General features: G+C 42.0%; 15 protein-coding genes. 14 read left to right on the top strand and 1 reads right to left on the bottom strand.

The window, feature by feature from the left end; genetic code table 11:
* Window positions 1–98 precede the first annotated feature (98 nt).
* From E0496_RS09730 to E0496_RS09670, 13 genes are all read left to right on the top strand, one after another.
* Entirely contained in the window at window positions 99–1,040 is a 942-nt protein-coding gene (locus E0496_RS09730; protein WP_141501373.1) for a ketopantoate reductase family protein, read from the top strand.
* Between the two features lie 102 nt (window positions 1,041–1,142).
* Window positions 1,143–1,433: an ArsR/SmtB family transcription factor gene (locus tag E0496_RS09725; protein ID WP_141501372.1), complete on the top strand. Its 291-nt coding sequence runs from the start codon at window positions 1,143–1,145 to the stop codon at window positions 1,431–1,433.
* A 204-nt stretch (window positions 1,434–1,637) separates the two neighbouring features.
* Entirely contained in the window at window positions 1,638–2,471 is an 834-nt protein-coding gene (locus tag E0496_RS09720) for a sugar phosphate isomerase/epimerase family protein (RefSeq protein WP_141501371.1), read from the top strand.
* Between the two features lie 67 nt (window positions 2,472–2,538).
* Window positions 2,539–3,399: a sugar phosphate isomerase/epimerase family protein gene (locus E0496_RS09715; protein WP_141501370.1), complete on the top strand. Its 861-nt coding sequence runs from the start codon at window positions 2,539–2,541 to the stop codon at window positions 3,397–3,399.
* A 314-nt stretch (window positions 3,400–3,713) separates the two neighbouring features.
* Window positions 3,714–4,964: an MFS transporter gene (locus E0496_RS09710; RefSeq protein WP_141501369.1), complete on the top strand. Its 1,251-nt coding sequence runs from the start codon at window positions 3,714–3,716 to the stop codon at window positions 4,962–4,964.
* A complete protein-coding gene (locus tag E0496_RS09705) occupies window positions 4,933–6,255 on the top strand; it encodes an LLM class flavin-dependent oxidoreductase (RefSeq protein ID WP_141501368.1) in 1,323 nt (440 codons plus the stop codon). Before E0496_RS09710 ends, E0496_RS09705 begins: the two co-directional genes overlap by 32 nt.
* 182 nt (window positions 6,256–6,437) lie before the next feature.
* Complete coding sequence (locus tag E0496_RS09700) at window positions 6,438–7,265, top strand: recombinase zinc ribbon domain-containing protein (protein WP_141501367.1); 828 nt, start codon at window positions 6,438–6,440, stop codon at window positions 7,263–7,265.
* Window positions 7,266–7,443: 178 nt separating this feature from the next.
* Window positions 7,444–9,651, top strand: a complete 2,208-nt coding sequence (locus E0496_RS09695; protein WP_141501366.1) for an AAA family ATPase — start codon at window positions 7,444–7,446, stop codon at window positions 9,649–9,651.
* A gap of 97 nt (window positions 9,652–9,748) precedes the next feature.
* Complete coding sequence (gene fxsT / locus E0496_RS09690; RefSeq protein WP_141501365.1) at window positions 9,749–12,736, top strand: FxSxx-COOH system tetratricopeptide repeat protein; 2,988 nt, start codon at window positions 9,749–9,751, stop codon at window positions 12,734–12,736.
* 178 nt (window positions 12,737–12,914) lie between these two features.
* Window positions 12,915–13,193: a ParA family protein gene (locus E0496_RS09685; RefSeq protein WP_141501364.1), complete on the top strand. Its 279-nt coding sequence runs from the start codon at window positions 12,915–12,917 to the stop codon at window positions 13,191–13,193.
* Window positions 13,194–13,657: 464 nt separating this feature from the next.
* Window positions 13,658–16,828, top strand: a complete 3,171-nt coding sequence (locus E0496_RS09680) for a GNAT family N-acetyltransferase (RefSeq protein ID WP_141501363.1) — start codon at window positions 13,658–13,660, stop codon at window positions 16,826–16,828.
* Window positions 16,815–17,690, top strand: coding sequence for an amidohydrolase family protein (locus E0496_RS09675; RefSeq protein ID WP_141501362.1), 876 nt, complete (start codon window positions 16,815–16,817; stop codon window positions 17,688–17,690). Before E0496_RS09680 ends, E0496_RS09675 begins: the two co-directional genes overlap by 14 nt.
* A gap of 300 nt (window positions 17,691–17,990) precedes the next feature.
* Window positions 17,991–18,938 carry a formylglycine-generating enzyme family protein gene (locus tag E0496_RS09670; RefSeq protein ID WP_206669738.1) on the top strand — a complete coding sequence of 316 codons (948 nt, stop codon included), beginning with the start codon at window positions 17,991–17,993 and terminating at the stop codon, window positions 18,936–18,938.
* Window positions 18,939–18,944: 6 nt separating this feature from the next.
* On the opposite strand, the gene E0496_RS09665 is transcribed toward E0496_RS09670, so the two are convergent.
* A complete protein-coding gene (locus E0496_RS09665; protein ID WP_141501360.1) occupies window positions 18,945–19,499 on the bottom strand; it encodes an SMI1/KNR4 family protein in 555 nt (184 codons plus the stop codon).
* Between the two features lie 221 nt (window positions 19,500–19,720).
* Between E0496_RS09665 and E0496_RS09660 the strand changes: the two genes are divergently transcribed.
* Window positions 19,721–20,998, top strand: coding sequence for an ATP-binding protein (locus tag E0496_RS09660; protein WP_141501359.1), 1,278 nt, complete (start codon window positions 19,721–19,723; stop codon window positions 20,996–20,998).
* Window position 20,999 lies beyond the last annotated feature (1 nt).

Raw genomic sequence — 20,999 nt, 5'->3', positions numbered from 1 at the left:
CAATAAAGAAAGTATGCTTTAGAATCAATTCGAAAGTTATCGAATTGTAGTATTGATGTGGCAAGCATATGAAGCAGCATAAGAAGGAGGACGATAGAATGAGAGTTTTAGTTTATGGTGCCGGAGTGTTAGGGAGTTATCTTGCCCACGTATTGGTGCGCGGCGGCAACGAGGTGACCATGTTGGCAAGAGGACGCCGCCTGGAAGAGCTGCGGCTTAAAGGAAACGTAATTCGGCATTATTTTCAGCTTCATGGTACGGTGGACAAGGTGAGTGTGATCAGTGAGCTGCGCGAAGACGATATTTATGATCTTATTTTTGTTGTCATGAAGTACCCGGATTTTCAGGCGGTACTGCCTGCGCTGGCGGCGAATCAAAGCAAACATATCGTAATCACGGGAAATAATGCGAGCCCTGGGGAGATGCAGGATTATTTGCAAGTAAACAGCCCTTCTGAGAAAAAGATCGCATTCGCCTTTCAACTAAACGGCGGCTGGAGGGAGGAAGGCAAGATGATAAGCTTGCGTGGTCCGAAGGTGGAAATGGCCATTGGGGGCCTTAATGAAGAATTAACTTGGCGGGCTATGATCGACGAAGCTTTTGTTAACACGAAATATAAACTGACGTATTATCAGAATATGGATCTATGGCTGAAAAGTCATTTCGTTATGATTTTGCCGATTAACTTTATTGCGAGTGCGAGTCAAGGTAAACTTCGCAAAGCCGGTAGAGACAAAAAACTACTGAATCAGGTGATTGAAGCGACAGATGAGGGGCATCGGGTATTAGAAAAGCTTGGCTATACGATAACGCCTGCTAGTCAAGTTCAATTGGCACGCGAGAAAAAAAAGCTGTTCTATTTCGGGTTGAAAATGGTGCTTGCCATTCCTGCAGGACGAATGATGTTAAGCGATAAAGCGGTATCGGAAGATGAGATGACAGCATTAAATCAAGCCTTTCACGATTTGAAAAAAAGTGCAAACATTCCGACACCGAATTGGGATAAGCTTGAAAGTTATTTTCCTAATGATCATATCTGAATAGTGGTGGAATGGCCGTTCATTGACATGAACCCTATTGTAAGCTAAAATTATTCGATAATTATCGAATAATGATATCGTCGAATAGGGGGTTGTTGGACATTGGACACAAAAAAAATGGCTAAAATATTTAAAGCCCTTTCGAATGAAAATCGTTTGGAATTATATTTTAAAATCGCGGAGTCCAATGAATCCAGCTTTGAAGCGGGTGGAGGACTTTGCGTTGCAGAAATCGTTTCCTGCTTGAATATCGGTGCACCTACCGTTTCCCATCACATCAAAGAATTGGTGAACGCCGAGCTTGTTACTACTGAAAAAAAAGGAAAGTTTCTTATTTGCAGGGTTAATAAGGAGCTAGTAAATGAAATCACTGAGATGATGTCATTGCGGTAAATTGGATCGGTTATAAAGCGAATTATTTTGATGCCGGAGCGTATGTGAATCATGCGCTCCGGCTTTTTATATTGTTAGGATACGAAACTTTATGTAGCTGCTAATTCGTGTTTTTAGACAAAAAATCATAATTGCAGTCAAAGACAAACTCTTCAAAAAACCATACATTTAGAGGGACAACTAATGATGAGGAGTGAAGCTGCGATGATTAGAGGATTAACGAAAGCAGGCTTGGGAGAGATCGGTTCTAATGAAAATTTTATTCGGCAGGCGGCTCGATTCGGATTTCAGTCGGTCGATTTGAATCCGTTGGAACTCATACAGCAATATGGCAATGAAGGCGCTCTTCAATTATTGAAAGAACACAGTATCTCTATCGGTTCATTTGGCTTGGAAGTAGATTGGCGGTCAACCGAAATAAACTTTCAGGAAGGTCTGAAGCCGCTTGTTGAAATGGCGGAGGCAGCGGCTGCATTGAATTGCTCGGCATGCTGTACGTACATTTTGCCTTCTACGGATCTTCCAGCAGCACCCTTCATGATTGCAGCTACGAGACGATTAAGATTGTGTGCTGACATTTTAGCTGCATATGGAATTTCTTTGGGCCTGGAGTTTGTAGGTTCTCATCATTTACGTACCCAGTGGGCCAATCCGTTTGTTTGGAAAATGGAAGATACGCTGGAATGGATGGGGGCTATTCAAGCGAGGAACGTCGGCTTATTGCTGGATTCCTACCATTGGCATACGAATGGCCTTACCACCGTGGATTTGCTAAAGCTAAAACCCGATCAAATTACGTATGTCCACATCAATGATGCGAAGCCTTTGCCTATAGAGGAAGTGCAGGATTCAGATCGGTTATATCCCGGAGAAGGCGTCATTGATCTAACTGGTTTTTTGCGGAGTCTGAAGCAGATCGGCTACACCGGCGTTGTCGCCCAAGAAGTGTTGTCTCCTGCGCCTAGCCAGAGCTCACAAGAATTGTTGGCCCGGTCAAAGGCTAGTTTTGATAAAGTATTCGCGTCGCTGGAAAACTAATGGGTCATAGCATGAACGAATAGCAGGTTGGAAATATAGTATTTGTTGACGTTAAAGGAGACTAGGTATGGCTCAGTTTAAAGGTAAAATAGCGGCGCACACCATTACTTGGGGACAAGAGCATCTCCAGGCACTAGAGGAAGTTTCAAAGCTGGGTTATAAAGCGATAGAGCCATGGGCGTCTTTCGCCCTCCAATTTGAAGAGAAGCCAGAACAATTTAAAGGGCTGTTAGCTGGCCATGGGCTGGCAATGAACGCCTTGTACGGAGGGGCTTCAGGCGGGCAAAACCAAAGCTTTGGAAATTTGGCTGACCGTCCCCATATCATTGATTATAATGTACGGCTGGCTCGGATCATTGCGGCATGTGGCGCTGATATTCTGGTGCTAGGCCCGGGAGGTACGCGAGACAAGCCTACTACTCGTGAAGAACTGCAAATTGCTGCGGATACGATTAATGAACTGGCTAAGCAAACCTATGCATGGGGGGTAAAAGCATGCGTCCATCCTCATCTATGGACAGAGTTGCAAGACGAGAATGAACTCGATGCCATCATGAGTCTTACAGATCCGGAGTTTGTTTTCTTCGCGCCGGATTCCGCCCATTTGCTCGGAGCGGGAATGGACCCCGCAGCTAAGATTAGGCAATATCAGGATAGAGTAGCCTACGTCCACCTTAAAGACCTGACTGTCCAAGGAGCAAGCCGAGCTAATTTTCCAGATTTACAGGAGCATGAACAGATCCCATTCTTTTGTGAGCTGGGAAGAGGGGCTGTGAATTTTTTTGCTGTTATAGACTCGCTGAATGACATCGGTTATACGGACTGGGTAACGCTCGAAGTAGACCAATCGACCAATACGCCGTATCAAAGCATGGAGATCTGTCGTGATTTTGTAGAAGAGCAATTAAAGATTACGGTTAGGGGTTAATTTTATTTAACTATCTATTTCGACACCTGTCTTATTGATAGCAAAACAGGGCGTACCTCGTGCAGAGAGAATATGATAATCTGTACCGCCATCTTATTTAAGCCGCCTCAATGCTTCTGGCATTGGAGGCGGCTTATTTTGATTTTCGCCACATGATTAAGATGAGGTGATTCCTTATCGAATATTCGCGATAACCTGATTCAATTGTTGAATGTGCATATTGAACTTTTCTATTATACTTTCCCGAAGCTGTAACTTAATATGGACTATAACCTACTTTTTATATAGGAATTATGGAGTATGGAGATTGGCCTATGCCTCATTGGAAACGAAATCTGTATATTCTATGGTTAGGCTTGTTTTTCAATCATATGGCATATACCTTGTCTGTTCCGTTTTTTCCTTTGTTCCTGCAAAAAAATTTAGGAATACAGAGTGGACTGGAAGTTTGGTCCGGCGTATCGATTTCCATTAGCTTTCTGATCAGTGGACTATGTGCCCCTTTCTGGGGATCGCTAGCTGACAAGTACGGCAGCAAGCTAATGCTGATTCGTTCAGGCGTTGGGCTGGCCGTGGCCCATCTGGCTAACTATTTTGTACATGATCCCTACATGTTCATTGCTGTGCGGATATTTCAGGGACTCATGGCCGGATTTAATCCAGCATCGATCACCTTGGTGGGAACCAATACGCCCGAGAAGCATGTAGGCTATGCGCTTGGTGTCATCTCCACATCTACTGCTGCTGGAGGAATTCTTGGACCACTGGCAGGTGGAATATTAAGCCATTGGATCGGGCTGAGGGGATGCTTTATTGCATCCGGAATGATTACGCTGATCTCGGCGCTTATGGTACTTGGAGTCAAAGAAACGCGCGAGCCTCGGACCAGCGCTCGTTCGAGCATCGTAGGCGATCTGAAAAAGGCAGCCGCCACTCCCGGATTAATGCGAATCTATGGACTGATTCTGCTGGTGTCGACTTCCGTTCTAATTATAGAGCCTGTGCTGACGCTTTATGTCGTGCAAATCGGGGGAGATGTCAGCAGTGCGACACTTAGTGCAGGCATCGTTTTCTCGGCTATCGGCGTAGCTACGGTGATTATGGGGCCGCGCTGGGGACGGATTGGCGGGAGGATCGGGTACGAGAAAACATTATTTATCGGTCTGCTAGGTGGCGGATTTGGCTGTCTTCTGCAACTGACTGCGTTTAACCTGATTTATTTTGGAAGCTTGCGATTTGTATATGGTTTGTTCTTTGCAGCGGTGTACCCGGCCATGAATGCTCTGATCATAAAATATGTCGATCACGATTTCCGGGGGAGGGCCGTCAGTTTGAGTCAGACCGCCAGCCAATTCGGTATTGTGCTGGGACCGTTAATCGGCGGATTTCTGGGTGGCTGGACAGGAGTGCCGTTTATTTTTCTTCTGACAGGTGTTGTACTACTTCTAGCCGCATGTGTGGTAAAGATCAACGATCCAAACAAGACGTTAAAAACCGATTTGATAAATGACCCAAATATAGGAGGACTCAAAGATGACGAAACGACAATTGAAATTAGGAGCTAATTTGAACGGAGTGGGCAACAGTATTTCTTTCTGGCGTCACCCGGACATTCCGGTCAATGCGAGCGTAAGCCTTGATTTCTACAAAAAGCAGGCGCTTAAGGCCGAGGAAGGAAAATTTGATCTGCTGTTTATTGCGGACGGTCTGTTTATCAACGAGAAATCCAATCCTCATTTTCTAAATCGTTTTGAGCCTCTGACTCTTCTAACTGCGCTTTCGGGGGTTACCTCAAACGTTGGACTGGTCGCGACTTTATCTACTTCATACAGTGAGCCATTCACGGTTGCGAGGCAATTCGCTTCTCTCGATCATTTAAGCGGTGGAAGGGCCGGATGGAATGTCGTCACTTCACCGCTGGAAGGGTCAGCGCTTAATTTCGGCAAAGGCGAGCATCCGAATCATGCTTTGCGCTACGAAATTGCGGAAGAGCATCTGGATGTGGTCAGAGGCCTATGGGATTCATGGGAGGACGATGCCTTTATTGGCGATAAGGAGAATGGCGTATTCTTTGATCCCGCGAAGCTGCACACGTTGAATCATAAAGGGACTCACTTTTCTGTGCAGGGACCGCTCAATGTGGCACGTTCCAGACAGGGGCAGCCGGTCATCTTTCAGGCTGGCTCTTCCGAATCCGGCAAGGATTTGGCAGCCCGGTCGGCAGATGCTATCTACACGGCGCATGAGACGCTGGAAGAAGCAAGGGAGTTTTATGCAGATGTTAAGAAAAGAGCGGTAGCGCTTGGTCGCAAGGCAGAGGAAATCCTGATTTTCCCTGGCATCGGTCCAATCGTGGGGAAAACGGAAGAAGAAGCCGAGCAAAAATATCAGGAAATCGCGGGACTGGTCACCATTGATCAGGCTCTCAATTATTTAGGCCGATATTTCGAACACTTCGACTTCTCTCAGTTCCTGCTGGATGAACCGTTTCCTGAGATCGGTGATCTCGGCAGTAACAGCTTCCGCAGCACCACAGACAAGATCAAGCAGCAGGCAAAAGAAGAGGGGCTGACCCTGCGTCAAGTGGCATTGCTCGCCTCTACGCCTCGCACTTCGTTCATCGGTACACCAGAGAAGGTGGCTGATTTGATTCAGGATTGGTTTGAAAGTGAAGCCGCTGACGGTTTCAATATTCGTACGGTAGTGCCAGGCGGTCTCGAGGACTTTATTGATCTGGTAGTTCCGGTCCTGCAGGAACGGGGGCTGTTCCGTACCGAATACGAGTATGAGACGCTGCGTGGTAACCTGGGGCTTCAGGTTCCTGATAACCGTTATGCTTTGGAGACGGTTAATTAGTGTAGTGAATTGGCTTTTGGGTAAATAAACTTGGGGAATTCTAAGGTGAAAAAGAGCGGTGCTTCTAAGCTATCGGGGATTGTTGAAGCTTAGTGATTCATATGAATATTTCGTTGATTGGTTGTTAGAATGAATCAATTTTAAAATGCTTTCGCCAGTGGAATTGGCGGAGGCTTTTTGTTTTGGAAGTAAACGTATTGGCAAGTGAAATCGATTTGGGTTACATCGCTTATGGTAAAACCCGTTCCAAGCGTGGTCAGGTGGAACTTGTACCTGAAGAAGAGCGGATTAAAGTCATGGGAACGCATGAAAAGCTGAAAACGCCGGAAGAACATGAAGTCATTATGGAGCGGCTGCTTAAGAATCGCATGCTGAACCCCAATTCAAGGCGTAACATTTTTCCGTTGTCAGGCTTGCTGTATTGTGAAAAGTGCGGTTCACGAATGAGATTCCGAGTAGGTGAGAATAAGAAGCAAGGGCAGCATTGGAGCGCATTATGCTATCACGAGTACAAAGATGGCAGCAAATGTGAGCAGCGCGGAAAGGTAATGGATGCTGATTTTTTCAATGCTCTGTATGATCGGATTATCCATGTTGATCCAAACATTTTGCGAGAAATTGAATTACATGGCAGTCGCTATAATGATACGCAGACGATCATTGAGGTCAAGGAGCAGGAGTTGAAAAAGCAGAAGCGGGCGCTGGACAAGCTGCATGAATCGTATGAAGAGGACATGATAACGAAACAAGTATTTTTAGAGCGAAAGGCTGTTCGGTCAAGGCAGATACAGAAGCTGGAGGAAGAGTTGAAGGATTTGCGGAAGGTTGTAGTAGATGAAGGGAATTATCCGACTGTGGAGCAGATATATGAGCGGATAGGTGAGTTTAGGGAGTTGTGGAGCGGTTCAGTGACGAGTGAAGAGAAGAATCGGGCGTTGAAGAAGCTAGTGGAGCGGATTGTGTATGATCGGGAAGGGAATCGGGTGGAGTTGAGGGTTTGTTATAGGTAAGATATCGCATGAAGCAATATAAAGTTGGGAATGGGCCTCTAGAAATATTCTGGAGGTTTTTTGTATGGAGAATTTTAGTTCTTTTGGAAGGGGTGATGAGAACTATGTCGAATATTATATTTAAGAATTTTTCCTGTAAAGGTATTCAAAAGAAACTTCTAAACTAGGAGGGAGTTACTTGATTAATAGAATTGTTATAAAAAGTAAGGCAAGTTATGACGATACTGGCGTTGTGATAGATCAATTAAAGCAAGTGAATTTTGTATACGGTACGAATGGCAGTGGGAAAACTACTATTTCAAACTTATTGAAAAATCCCGAAAAATATCCACAGTCTGAGATATCGTGGGTCAATAGCTCTGAACTGAGAAAATTAGTATATAATAAAGATTTTATTGAAGAGAATTTTCACCAGGATAGTAACATTAAGGGTATTTTTACTTTAGGGAAAGAATCTCATGATATCCAGCAAGCAATAGAAAGCAGAAGAATAGAACTAAATAAAACAAATGATGAGTTATCTAAACTAGAGATTATTCGGCAACAGAAGACTGATGAGCAAATTCAGAATGAATCAGTTTTTGAAGAACAATGCTGGAAACTTAAACAAAAGTATGACAGTGTATTTGAAGAGGCGTTTAAAGGATTCAGGGCAGTGAAAACTAAATTCAAGGAAAAATGTAAAGAAGAAGCAAGAAATACCGAAATTATAGAAACATATGACGAGCTTCAAAATAGGTGTAGTAGGGTGTTTGGAAGTACTAAAGAAAAAGTTGGAATTTTAAGAAAAATTGATCCTAGAGATTGTTTGGAAATAACAATAGATCCAATTTTCTCATCAAAAATTATTGGCCGTGAAGACATAGATATCTCTCGATTAATTTCAAAACTGAATATTAGTGATTGGGTAAAACAAGGTCATGATCATTTAAAACTTACCAATGGAGTTTGCCCCTTTTGCCAGCAAACAACAGGTGAAGAATTCGGAAGGAAGCTAGATGAGCTTTTTAATGAAGAATTTAATAAACAAATAGATTATCTTAATGAAGTGTGTTCTAAATATTCTAGAACGCTAGTTGATGTCATTGAACAAGTTGATGTACTGCTAGAAATTGAAAATGAGTATATAAATAAACAAGAAATAAGCAGTAGGAAAGAAATAATAAAAACAAAGTACCAAGCTAACATGCTATTACTATCTAAAAAAAAGAATGAGCCAAGTAGTTCAATAGTACTTGAATCATGCTTTGAAGATATTATAGCAATTAATAAGATGATTGACGCTTATAATAGGGAAATTAGAAATCATAATGAACTAATTGATAACATTATTGAAGAAAAAAGAATACTCATTGCTCGTGTTTGGAAATTTATTTCTGTTGAGAATAAGGATAATCTAAAATTATATGAAGAGAAAGATTTCAGTTTAAATAGCGCTAAGACGGGTATTTTGTCGAAAATAGAGACAAAAAAAGAAACGAAGAAAATGCTCATAAAAGAAATTGAAGAATTTGAAAGTCAAATAACAAGTGTTATACCATCAATCAATGAAATGAATAATTTATTAAAATCATTCAGTTTTACAAACTTTAAATTCTCAGAAACATCTATAAAAGGAAATTACTCTATAGTAAGAGAAAATGGGGAGGATGCAAAGGAAACTTTGAGCGAGGGAGAAAAAACATTTGTTACTTTCCTATATTTTGTTCAACTACTTAATGGAAGCAATGATAAAAGTAGAATAACTGAGAATAAAATTGTCGTGATTGATGATCCTATTTCTAGCCTCGATAGCAATATTATTTTCATAGTAAGTAGCCTAATAAGAAAAATTATTGACGAAATAAGAAAAAACAGGAACGGAATGATACGTCAACTGTTCATCCTTACACATAATATATATTTTCACAAAGAAGTTTCTTTTAATAAAGGTAAGGGGACAAATCGATTAAGTGATGAATCATTTTGGATTTTGAGAAAGATCAATAATGTATCGCAAATAAAATATTATGAGTCTAATCCAATCAAATCATCCTATGAATTGATGTGGCAGGAAGTGAAATTTGCTCAAGAAAGATCATCAAGTTCTGTTCAGAACTTGATAAGAAGAATTATCGAGAACTATTTCAAGATTTTCGGGAATTATCATGAGGACCAAATTATTGATCTATTTAATGATGAGGAAAAAGTTATTTGTAAGTCTCTTATGTCATGGGTGAATGATGGTTCTCATTTTATTAATGATGATTTATATTCTGAAGTTACAATTGATATGGTCGAAAAATACTTAAAGGTCTTTGAAAAAATTTTTGAGGTTACGGGACACCATGCTCATTATAGAATGATGATGGGTATGAGCGAAGACTATTTGCCATTATCCAGTTAAAAAAAATACGATATTATCATGTCAAGTACTATGAAAAGGAAAATGAGTACTGACAGACATTTAAGTTAAAGCCTAAATATTTGAAAGGAAATCTACTATGAAAGAGACTAATCGGGATTCAGCATTATCTAACCCTTTTTCTACAGGAAATGGGGGTGTGAAGTTTGAAAATTTGGTTGGTACAACATATTTAGTCGACCTCTTAAATAAAAGCATCCCAAGAGGTTTAGAGTTAGGGCTAACGAAAGAGGTTTCATTTCAGCAGAGATTTAGTGGCGCTACAGTTGACGATATTATTGTGTCAAGTGAGGATCAGGGGGTGATTAGAAAGTTGTTTTTACAGATTAAACACGATTTAAAATTTAGTGATGCACCTTCAAATATTATTTTTGAATCAGTTATAAAAGATGCATGGTATACTTTTAACAACAGGTTTGGTGCAGTATTTGATGTGCAAACTGATAGAATTGGAATTGGTATTGGGATATATAATGCTAATATAGATAAAGATCTTCAACTAATTTTACAATGGGCTAGGTCTGCCAAGGATGCGAATGATTATTGCTCGAAAATAGATATAGAAAGATTTAGCTCTAATTCAAAGAGAAATTATTTGCAGATATTTAGATCACAATTAACTAAGGCTAAAGGATTACCAGTCACTGATGAAGAACTTTGGTCTTTTATGAAGTCTTTGGTGGTTATATATTTTGATCTAGAAAGCTTAGCAAGTAGAGAAAGTACTATTATATGGAATAAATTGCTTGATATGCTTGTTCAACGAGACTCAAGAGTGGCGCATAATTTATTTGACGTACTAAGGACAGCTGTTGAAGAAAAATCATCAATGGCTGGAACCATTAATAGATCACAATTAGTAGATCTTATCCGAAGCAGAGGAATTAATATTAAAAATATTAGTTCTTATGAGAATCATGAGCAAATCTTTAGTTTGCCGAAACGAAATGTTTACTTTACTGGTCGTGATAACTTTTTTAATAGATTATTAGAATCCTTACAAACAATCAATACGATTACATTGACTCAGGTTATTGTAGGACTTGGTGGTATCGGGAAGACACAGCTTGCAATTGAATATGCTTATCGCTATAAAGATCAATATGATGTAGTATGGTGGATAAATTCAGAAGACGATAATAAACTTTATTCTGACTATATTCGATTTGCAAAGCAATTGAAAGAATATCCAGATGAAGAAGTTAGCAATGAAAAATTAATGGATATTGCTTTTGATTGGTTAAGTAGTCATAAAGGTTGGTTGCTAATATTCGATAACCTTAATGATTGGAGTAAAATAGAACCCTATTTACCGCAGAATCTTCTTGGACATGTTCTAATTACATCTAGAAATCAACATCTTGACAGCTTCTCAAGGACCATACAACTAGAATGCTTCTCACCTGAAGAAGCTGAAACTTATCTGGTGACCCGAACTCAGTTGAAGTGGTCAAAAGAAGTTAAGGAGTTAGCAGCAGTTCTGGGGAATTTACCTCTTGCTCTAGCTCATGCAGCAGCATACATCAAGCAAAAAGGGAAATCTTTTAGTAGCTATTTAAAAATGTTTAATGAACACAAGTTAAGGCTGTTGGACCAATCTCCAGAAATTCCTGATTATAATGCCACTGTTGCTACTACATGGAATTTATCTTTTTCAGAAGTTAGAAGTCAATCTAAAATTCCAGTAAAATTATTGAATTGGCTCTCATTTACTGCATCAGAGTTAATTCCACGTTCTTTGTTTGAGCAAAATGATATCTGGTCATTCGATGAATTTGAAGTTGATAATGCCATTAGTATATTACTTAATTATTCACTTATAGATATAGATAATGAAGAACAAACATTATCTATTCATAGATTAGTTCAAGAGGTAATTAAATACAGCATGTCCTCTGATTCAAAAAGTAACTGCATCATTGAACTGGCAGCAACAATTAAAGAAAAATTCGAGTATAATACGAATGATCCTGTTAATTGGATTCATTACGAAAAATGGTTGCCTCACACATTAGCACTTATAGACCATGCAATAGAAGAAGGAGTTTCAGAACAAATAGTATTTTACTTGGTTCAGAAGACAGGAATATTTCTTTTAGAACATGGTAGGCACCTTCAGGGAAAAGAGCTATTCACTAAAGTTGTAAAATGGATTGAACAAATGGAGGAAAAACGTGAATTTGTAGTTACGTACAGAATAGCTGGACTATTTACTACATTTGGGACATATCTGCGTGATGCTGGTGATTATACAAATTCTCGAAAATATATGGAAAGGGTCATTGATCTAGTTAGTAAAAAGGAATTTGTGCGATATAATGAGATCATTGTTGCAGAAGTTTCTTTAGCACAAACGCTAATGAAATTAAGACTATTCAGTGATGCACTCAAAATCTTGTTTAAATCGTTGCATTTATTAAATGAAAATGAGCCCATACCATCTCTTAAGTTAGACATATTGAGCAGTATTGCACTGTCATATCGAGATAAAGGAATTTCAGAAAACAATGGAGAGGACATTTATAGGGCAATTGAATATTTTGAGGATTCATTAACTATAATAAATGAAATTGAGAATCCAGATTACTTAGAAGAGGCACATATACAAAATAATTATGGTTATTTATGTATTCGACTAGGGTTGTTTGAAGAAGCTTTTAAGAAATGTAACAGAGCATTACAGATTGAGAAACAGTTAATTAGAGAAGATGTACCTCGCCTAGCAAGAATATATAATAATTTAGGTATGGCATGTCGCGGATTAAAGGAGTATAAGTTATCAGAGGAGTATTTCACCTTTGCATTAGAATATTTTTCTATTTATTATGGAGAAGATAATTTTAATGTTGGACTTGTCCTTAATAGTATTGGAAAACTTAAGTGGGTGGTAGAAAATTGGACAGAAGCTCAAAACATATTTAAAGAAGCATTAGTAATATATAGAAGAATTTTAGGAGAGAATCATCCCTATACCAAGGATACACAAAGATACTTACTTGCAGTTCAAGAAAAAATCACTTTTGAGAAATATGAAGATTCAAGAAAAATGATGAATCAGCTTTTATGAATTGTGTAAAACCTTTTTTCGATTATTTTATAAATGTCCAGTGGTTTATTACTAACCATGGTTACTAATGAGAGTGTCCTTCACCAGATGCTCTCTTTTTGATATAGATATCCTTTAAGAGCTGATTGTGCTGAAACTCAGCGCAGTCGGCTTTTTTGCGTTGAAAAGAGGAAATGAAATGACCAAAGTAATGGCCCTAGCAAATCAGACGTCAACGGCAGTGAATTTGGGTATTAACTTGGCCAAGGAAAATAAAAGGGTATTACTTGTGGATGCAGATGCGAAAGGGAATTTAACAGACTCTTTGGGCTATCAGGAGCCGGACAGTATTCCTGTCTCATTGGCTACGCTGCTTGTAAAAACGATGATGGAGGAAGCATACGAGACACAGGAAGAGATTTCCCCCACCATTTTGAGTAAACTAACCCTAAGCAATACTTTACCCAAATCTCACTGAAAAGATTTGATGCCCCGTGACAACTCAAAAAGTACCCAATAGATCAAGCAAGAAAAGTCACCGGACTTGCTGTAGCACGTGCACTGTTTGCCACGGTTGTAAGAAGCGTTTAAATCGAAAAACGCGATAACAAACTTATCTTCTTTTCTATTTAGTGTAGCTAGTTATTGACCCACACGTACCTGTCATTGATGGGAGGTCTCTTAACTTAATCCATTTTAAAGCTTCTGCCGCTAAATGCCGGTAGAAGTTTTTTTGCTTAAGGTGAGAGCATTGGTAATAATATTCCAACTAATGGTATGATAATAGTATTGTCTTCAATGGCTGTATTTCTCAAATTTGAGCATTGGACTATGTTTTAAATTATCAATTCAGTAGTTAAGCTGCTTATCGTTTCTGCTCATTCGTTAGCCAAAATGATTTTACGTACTAATGCTTATAGTTGACAATAAGGAGCTGAAATCATGACCGCAAAAATCACTGCGGAACAAATCCGCATTATAGAATATGATCCATCTTACGCAGGAGCTGTGGCTGAGATGTGGAACGCCAGCCGCGAAAGTTGGGGAGGCGGCACCAGCCTTAGAACGGAGGACACGGTGCGACGGGAGATGGAGAGTTCGTCGAATCTTCATGTATTTCTCGCTGTCCATGGCAAAGAGGTTGTTGGCTTCTGCAGTTTTGCCCACTATCGTCAGGACGAAGGCGCCTTGTATGTGCCGCTGCTAAATGTGCATCCGGATTATCATGGCTACAAGGTCGGCCGCAATCTCATATTGAACGCCGTCCATAAGACGGTTGAAGCGGGATGGCCGCGCCTCGATTTGTTCACTTGGGCAGGCAACACAAAAGCCGTACCGATGTATAAGAAATGCGGGTTCTTCTGGGAGAAAAATGATGATTATGTTCATTTGATGAATTTCATTCCAACGATCCTGCAAACGGAGGCGCTCGCTCCATATTTCAAGGAGCTTCATTGGTACGAAGACAGCACACGTGAGCTCGCCATTGAGCCCGATGGTCGCCGAGAGCGTGGCTTTGATTTTTATGATTACTCCTGGCGTAAGGGAGAGCTATTCCTGCGCGCTGAATTTGAGAAAAGCGGACGTGGGCTGACCGCTCTCCAAACGCCAGATTATGAAATTTCCACCGAGATCGAAGAGCATGATCTTGTGTTCGGAGCCAGCTATCAGGTTCGTTATCGTATCAAGAATTGCTCGGCGTCGGAGCTGTTCATCGAAATCAAAGGCCAGGACGACAAAAATATTCGTTTTGCCCTCTCTGCAGCAAAAACGATCGCTCCAGGAGAAACAATCATCGTGGAGGGTGAATTTGAGCTTGATCCGGTTATGGAGGAGCAGAAGGATAAGAAGACCCATCCCGTTGTGATAAGCAAATGGATGATCGGCGGTAAGCAGGCAGAGTTTCGTATAGGCATCGCTCCGAAATTCCCGGTTAAAATGAAGATGGTATTACCCTCACAGCAGCTTTATCCGGGCATACTAGCCGAGCTGTACCTCAATGTGGAGAATCATTTTTCTTCAGAGGCGGAGTTCGCTTTTGACCTGCCGGAGGATGAATTCTTGGTTTGGGAAGATCGTGCAGTCGCCTTTACGGTTCCGGCAAAAGGGAAAGCTTCTATTTCCGTCCCCTTTACCTTGCAGTCCTACGGGCTCTACTCGCGAGAAGTTGAGGTTAAGGCAGATCAGGCCGGTCAGAACGCGGTTTTCTTCAAAAGCAAACTGTCCGTACTAATAAAAGGAACGCATGGACGCTTTGGCGGGGAAGACGGAGAACAGTGGGTCGCCGTGAATGGCGCATTTTCTCTTCATCTCAACAAGCACGAAAATCACATGAGCATCGAGTATCCTGGTTCTAACCATAGATTCTGGTGGTCTTATCCGAAGCTAGGCAAGCCATTTGTAGAAGAATTTTCGAAGAAGCAGGCCAGAGAAGTGAACATCTATTCGGATGGGGAGAGCCAAGTGCTTGAAGCTCTCTACGAGTCGGAAGATTTCCCTGGGCTTGAGATCAAATCAGTAGGCAAGCTCTTCGCAAGTGGAATCACCGAATTTTATTACGAAGTGGGCAACACCGGCAGTATTGAGCTGACAGAAGATATTTATTTGTTGACGAATTTTGGGTTTTTCGGAAACCGGCTTATTCTGCCTTACCAAGGACATTTTGTGGATATGGGCGATGCTTACTCAGGAGATCCGGATCATTGGGAAAGTGCCCATATCACAGAAAACTGGCTGTTCTGCAAAGAGGAGAGCGTCGCTTACGGGATCTGTTGGGACCCATCTCTCAAGCTCCTTCGCCCGGAATATCCGCTTGGGCTGGAGCATAACGTTGGCCGTATTTCAGGCGGAGCCGTCGTGCGGACAAAGTCCACTGTGTTTGCGCTAAATACCTTCAACAAGTGGTGGGATTTCCGCTCCTACGCCCGTAAGCTGAGAAAATCTGTTGAACCGATGCTGAATGATCATCTTGAACTTATAATCGGCGAGGGAAATCCGTTCGCGGCGAGTACGTTAAGTGCAGAATTACTCGAACGGAAGCTGGTACCGCTCGCTGGCAGCATCGAATGGCATGCGCAAAACGATAACGAGCCAGAGAAGAAGGTTTCTGTCCTCGAGCTGCAAAGGGAGCAGGATCTGCGTTCAGCCCGCTTTGCCTTTGCTCCTACGGAACAGGAATCGCCAGAACTTAGCGCATCTGCTTGGAAGGTCCGTACTGTTTATCACGGTGAGGACCGAGTTCAGGAGCGTTCGTCTCTATGGTTCCCGCAGACAGAAGCAAGCATCGTATGCGAGATAGAGGAAGGAGAGGCAGGGCCCATTCACACTGTAAGCAACGGAGTTCTCTCGCTAGCAGCTGCCCCTGGATTTGGCAGCATCGTACATTCACTGAAATTCCAAGGGGAAGAATGGCTCGACAGCTCCTATCCGGAAGCGATCCCTCATTCGTGGTGGAATCCATGGCACGGTGGATTAGGCGTTGGGATTTCAGGAATGAGTGGATTTAGTCGTCAGCAGGAGCCGAGATCCGCAGTTTGGACGGAGCAGACGGATGATCAAGGCAACGTCTGGAAGGGACTTCGAATGACAACTTGCATTGAGAAGCAGGAAGCGAATCGAGGGATCACGATCGATCAGCATTACCTTATGCTGCCTGGCGTGCCTGTGCTCTGTGTGCTGCATTCGGTAACCAACAAAAGCGGCGTGGCTCTTCCGAATTATTCGCTGTCGGAAGATAGTTACTTCAAGCCTTCGGCTGTTTTTTCTGAAGGATGGGTAGAGCTCCCTGAAGGAGAGCGGTTCCTTCTAGGAAAGCTGGGAGCAGGACTTCCTTCCAAGGGGCTCATGCGAATCGGTGCATCAACACGCAAGGATATGCTGCATATCGTGAATAGGCATCCCAACCAGAGCGCTTCGGTGTATGTGAACAATATGGTGCTCACTCACGGTGTACATTGCCAGCTGCCACTGCTGAATGGAGAAACCGTCTGGACACAGCCGACCTTTCTGATTTTTGGAAAAATGCCTCTGAACGAAGAGGATGTACGTGGCTTATCAAAGCTAACCTTTGCGAACCTTACGGATGAAAAGGAGATTTCTCATGCCGATCATTGATATTCATATTCATCTATCGGATATCGATAGCTTTCATCATACAGCGAGGAATTTGTCCAAAGTGGATTATTCCGTTGCCGGCCTAAAGGCGGAATTTGATAAAAACGATGTCATTCTTGGCATTGGAATGGGCGTTTCGGAGCAGACGAAGGGAGCTTTCCCTGATATCCATTCGCCTAATCCGATGGGACTGGACTTGGAAGGCACCGTCCCGCCTTTCCTGATGGAATGTGTGGGGATTAATCCGAACCTGCTCACTGGGAAAAATGCTGTAGCAGAGCTGGACCGGATTGAAGCGCGGCTGCAAGCACCTGATGTGGCCGGAATCAAATTGTATGCTGGATATTATCATCATTACGTCTATGACGCTATCTACTCACCGATTTATGAGCTGGCAGCCAAGTATAATCTGCCTGTGGTTATTCATACTGGCGATACTTACTCCATGAACGGATTGCTTAAGTATTCGCACCCGCTTACCGTAGATGAATTAGCCTATCAGCAGCGCGGCGTAAACTTTATGATCTGCCATCTGGGTGATCCTTGGGTAATGGATGCCGCCGAAGTGGTTGCCAAGAATCCGAACGTCTACGCCGATTTGTCAGGCCTGGTCGTTGGCGATCGGCCTCACTTTGAAAGGTTTATGAACGAACCGTTATATATGGACCATTTTCGACGGGCGCTGGTGTACTCCGACCATTACGAGAAGATGTTGTTCGGGACGGACTGGCCTTTAGCAGCAATTGACCTGTATGCCGAATTCGTCCGTCGGCTTGTTCCGGAGCAGCATCATGAGAAGGTATTTTACGAGAATGCGTTTGGACTGTTTCCACGTATCCATGATCGGATCGCAGCGCTCTAAGCTCATTCATTTGATAACTGTGTAGTTTTGGTGCAATTAAACGCTAGGATAATGAAAACGAGCAAGCCATCCCTGTACTACAAAGTATGGGATGGCTTTTTGTAACTGCATAAAGCAGACATTGACTAGAGGCTCCCCACTATTATAGCTGTTGCCAGATATCATATTAGAAAAGTAAGATTTAAGGATATTCAGTGGAAATCTATTTTTGATAAAATAGTCCGTAACTGGTTCATATGCCTATTTGGAGAGGATGAGAATGAAGGAATGCACGTGTTAGAGCGGAGTACTTGGATTGCGATGAACAAGGGTGAGAAGGACGCGGCGATGCGTTCACTGCTCAGTAGACTGCCGCAAGGTTTTGAGTATCAAGGACTTACGGCTTTTCAGCGATATGGTAAAACGAATGAAACAGGGGTATTTACATACAAGGATAGCGAATTTGTATTTTTTCCTGGCGATCAGGTCACGCTCGGCTGGGAACGCTGGGAACATGGCATGGATGAAGCCACTCAGCAGGATTTATTAGAATCGCTTAGCGAATACGACATCGAGGATTCGGATCAATTTCTTCGAGATCAAATGTCGCCGCTGAGGCAAGCGAATATTGGAGCAATGCTTGTGGAGCGCGTCCCTCGGTCAGCCGGATGGCAAGAGGTTCCTCTTGAAGAACTATCAACGCTTGAAGAACCAGAGGTAGAGAATGAACTTGCAAAATTCCGTGCTTCCACTTATAGCGAATATGAGCGGCATCTGCATTTTCGGCTTGTACGAAAAGAAGATGAAATCGTCCTGTATATGTTCAAGGAAGATTTGACCTATGATCAAGCGGTGAGCAGCCTATATGACGAAGGGTTTAGTCTTTTTACTGAAGATGAGTGGGAGTATTGCTATGGTGGCGGCTGCCGGACCTTGTTTCCTTGGGGCGACAGTTTCGACTACAATTTCAAGCTCAAGCACTATGAAGACCTAAATGCGGACAATACTTCGCGAGAGTACGATTTGGAGCTGCCCAATGCCTTCGGACTGCATTTTACCGGAGATCCTTACCAGCGTGAATGGACTACCCGCGAAGGTCTCCTAATGCCCAAAGGGGGAGATGGAGGAAGCATGATCTGCGGGGGAACGGGAGTTGTGGTTGGTTACTTGCCAGCTGCCGCTGTATATTATCGAGATCCTTACCATGAAGAAGTGGAATGGGATGACATGATGGGACATTTGCATTATAGGAGGATTTTGCGACTGTAAAAATATTCAACCATTCAACTCCTCATCAACAGAAGTTGTCCCTGTGCAAAGCTCCATAAATGTATCCGCTATCTTTTTGCAGTCCTCGTACCCCAAGTTTCCGGAGTGGGCAACCAGTATGGGATATTCACCATTCTTCCTGTCTCCACGCATATCCCATAAGTAATGGTTCCCACTGCCATCCATGGCGAAGGAAACCGCATCAGGCATATATTCAGGAATCTCATAAGCCAAGTTCATCTCTCTAAGATCAGCCGTACTGAAAAATTGAAAATAACGTTCTCCATTACCGAACTCGCCACCATGGGCATAACGCAGGAAAGCTAAATAGCTCTCTGGCAATTTTTTTTGAGGAAAGGACCATGTGGCAAGATCGATTGGGATATATTTCGGATACAAGGGGTCCGTTAACGGAAACGGATTGCGCTGCCGATCCTTAATTTCCTTATTTTCTTGAGCGGTTAGCGCGATATTCCACGTATGGAGAAAACGCAGTAACTCCTCCTCAGATACGCCTTCAGAACTCTGATAATTAGATTCGAAGCGGATTGTCCAGTTCATCTCATCATCTTCCTTTCAGTGCTGGATTAGCTAATATAGTTACGAAGATTTGGCTAATTGCCGACAATCAGAGAAATATAAAAAGCGTCTACCGATGGAATGTAAATATGTCAAAATTATAGTGATCTGCTTCTATTTTTTGTGTTATTATACAAATATAATGATTAGTTCCGAAGAACTATACAAAATTTGTAAAAAGGAGAGAGAATCGATAACGAGATATGATAAATCAATTACTCATTCATCTTATTATCATATTGTTTCCGATCTTTATCCAGCAGTTCTTTTTTGCGCGCAAAAAAATATCGGATGACATTCGCTACCAAGTCGTAAATGGCTGCATGTTCGGCGCATCAGCCGTGCTGTGCATGACGTTGCCAGTCCAAGTAATCGGAAACTTTCAGGGTGACCTAAGATCCATACCCGTTATTATATCAATCTTGTATAGCTCTGGAAAATATTTGCCCGGCATTATCGCCTTGTCTATTGCCGTACTTTACCGTATTTACTTAGGCGGCGATGTTATTATCATAACTACGATTGGTTTTTTAGCGATTGTAGCTCCAAGCTTTTTCTTTATAAAATCATTTTCAAGCTATAAGACGATCAAACGCATGATCATCTGTATCCTTTTATCCGTGCATTCCGTCATTCTTGTTGTCATCAGCTTGTTAAGCTACATAAAGATTCAAGCTTACACCGTAGAGGATCAAAAACATATTTTCCTCACAATATCCATATTAGCAATAGCTTCACTCATCGGGATGGCGATTTCTTCCCTGCTTAAAGAACATATCATTGAAACAAACTATTTGAAGCTGGAGCTGGAGCGAAGCGAGAAGCTAAAGATTGTAAGCCAGATCGCAGCTTCAGTTGCTCATGAGGTGCGTAATCCGCTCACTGTTGTCAAAGGATTTCTGCAGCTGCTCAAAGAATCGGTAGATGATAGAAAAAAGGATTATTTAAAAATAGCTTTATCGGAGCTTGAGAGAGCGGAATATATTATTACCGATTACCTCAACTTAGCTAAACCTCAGGCAGACCAGCTTGAACAGGTGGAAGTGTCCAGCTTTCTGAGCAGTACGCTCGAAATTATGAACTCGTTCAGTTTAATTCAAAATGTCCAAATCCAATTAAATTGCAATCAAACAGATCTGTTTGTGCTTGCTGACAAGCCAAAGCTGTCACAAGTCGTGCTGAATTTAATTAAAAATGGCGTGGAGGCCATTCCCAATACAGGGATAGTTACCGTTAACGCCTATTATCGCAATGAGGAGATCTTTATTGAGATTAAGGATAACGGAAAAGGAATGTCCAAGGAAGATTTAGACAATATAGGAACGGCCTTTTTTACGACCAAAGATACGGGAACGGGACTAGGCATATTGGTAACGATTCGTATCGTGGAGGCCTTGAACGGAAAAATTTCGTTTGAGAGCAAGGAAGGGGCCGGAACAAAGGTTGTACTCCGTTTTCCAGCGGTAGAAGGGGAACGATAAA

This window comes from Paenibacillus luteus, assembly GCF_006542765.1.
Taxonomy (GTDB): domain Bacteria; phylum Bacillota; class Bacilli; order Paenibacillales; family Paenibacillaceae; genus Pristimantibacillus; species Pristimantibacillus luteus.
Note: the sequence above shows the minus strand (reverse complement) of the source record. Positions and strands in the feature narration are given on the sequence as shown.

Coding starts and splice junctions, on each gene's coding strand:
- E0496_RS09730 (WP_141501373.1), top strand. CDS start 99: ATGAGAGTTTTAGTTTATGGTGCCGGAGTGTTAGGGAGTTATCTTGCC.
- E0496_RS09720 (WP_141501371.1), top strand. CDS start 1,638: ATGATTAGAGGATTAACGAAAGCAGGCTTGGGAGAGATCGGTTCTAAT.
- E0496_RS09715 (WP_141501370.1), top strand. CDS start 2,539: ATGGCTCAGTTTAAAGGTAAAATAGCGGCGCACACCATTACTTGGGGA.
- E0496_RS09710 (WP_141501369.1), top strand. CDS start 3,714: ATGCCTCATTGGAAACGAAATCTGTATATTCTATGGTTAGGCTTGTTT.
- E0496_RS09705 (WP_141501368.1), top strand. CDS start 4,933: ATGACGAAACGACAATTGAAATTAGGAGCTAATTTGAACGGAGTGGGC.
- fxsT (WP_141501365.1), top strand. CDS start 9,749: ATGAAAGAGACTAATCGGGATTCAGCATTATCTAACCCTTTTTCTACA.
- E0496_RS09685 (WP_141501364.1), top strand. CDS start 12,915: ATGACCAAAGTAATGGCCCTAGCAAATCAGACGTCAACGGCAGTGAAT.
- E0496_RS09680 (WP_141501363.1), top strand. CDS start 13,658: ATGACCGCAAAAATCACTGCGGAACAAATCCGCATTATAGAATATGAT.
- E0496_RS09675 (WP_141501362.1), top strand. CDS start 16,815: ATGCCGATCATTGATATTCATATTCATCTATCGGATATCGATAGCTTT.
- E0496_RS09670 (WP_206669738.1), top strand. CDS start 17,991: ATGAACAAGGGTGAGAAGGACGCGGCGATGCGTTCACTGCTCAGTAGA.
- E0496_RS09665 (WP_141501360.1), bottom strand. CDS start 19,499: ATGAACTGGACAATCCGCTTCGAATCTAATTATCAGAGTTCTGAAGGC.
- E0496_RS09660 (WP_141501359.1), top strand. CDS start 19,721: ATGATAAATCAATTACTCATTCATCTTATTATCATATTGTTTCCGATC.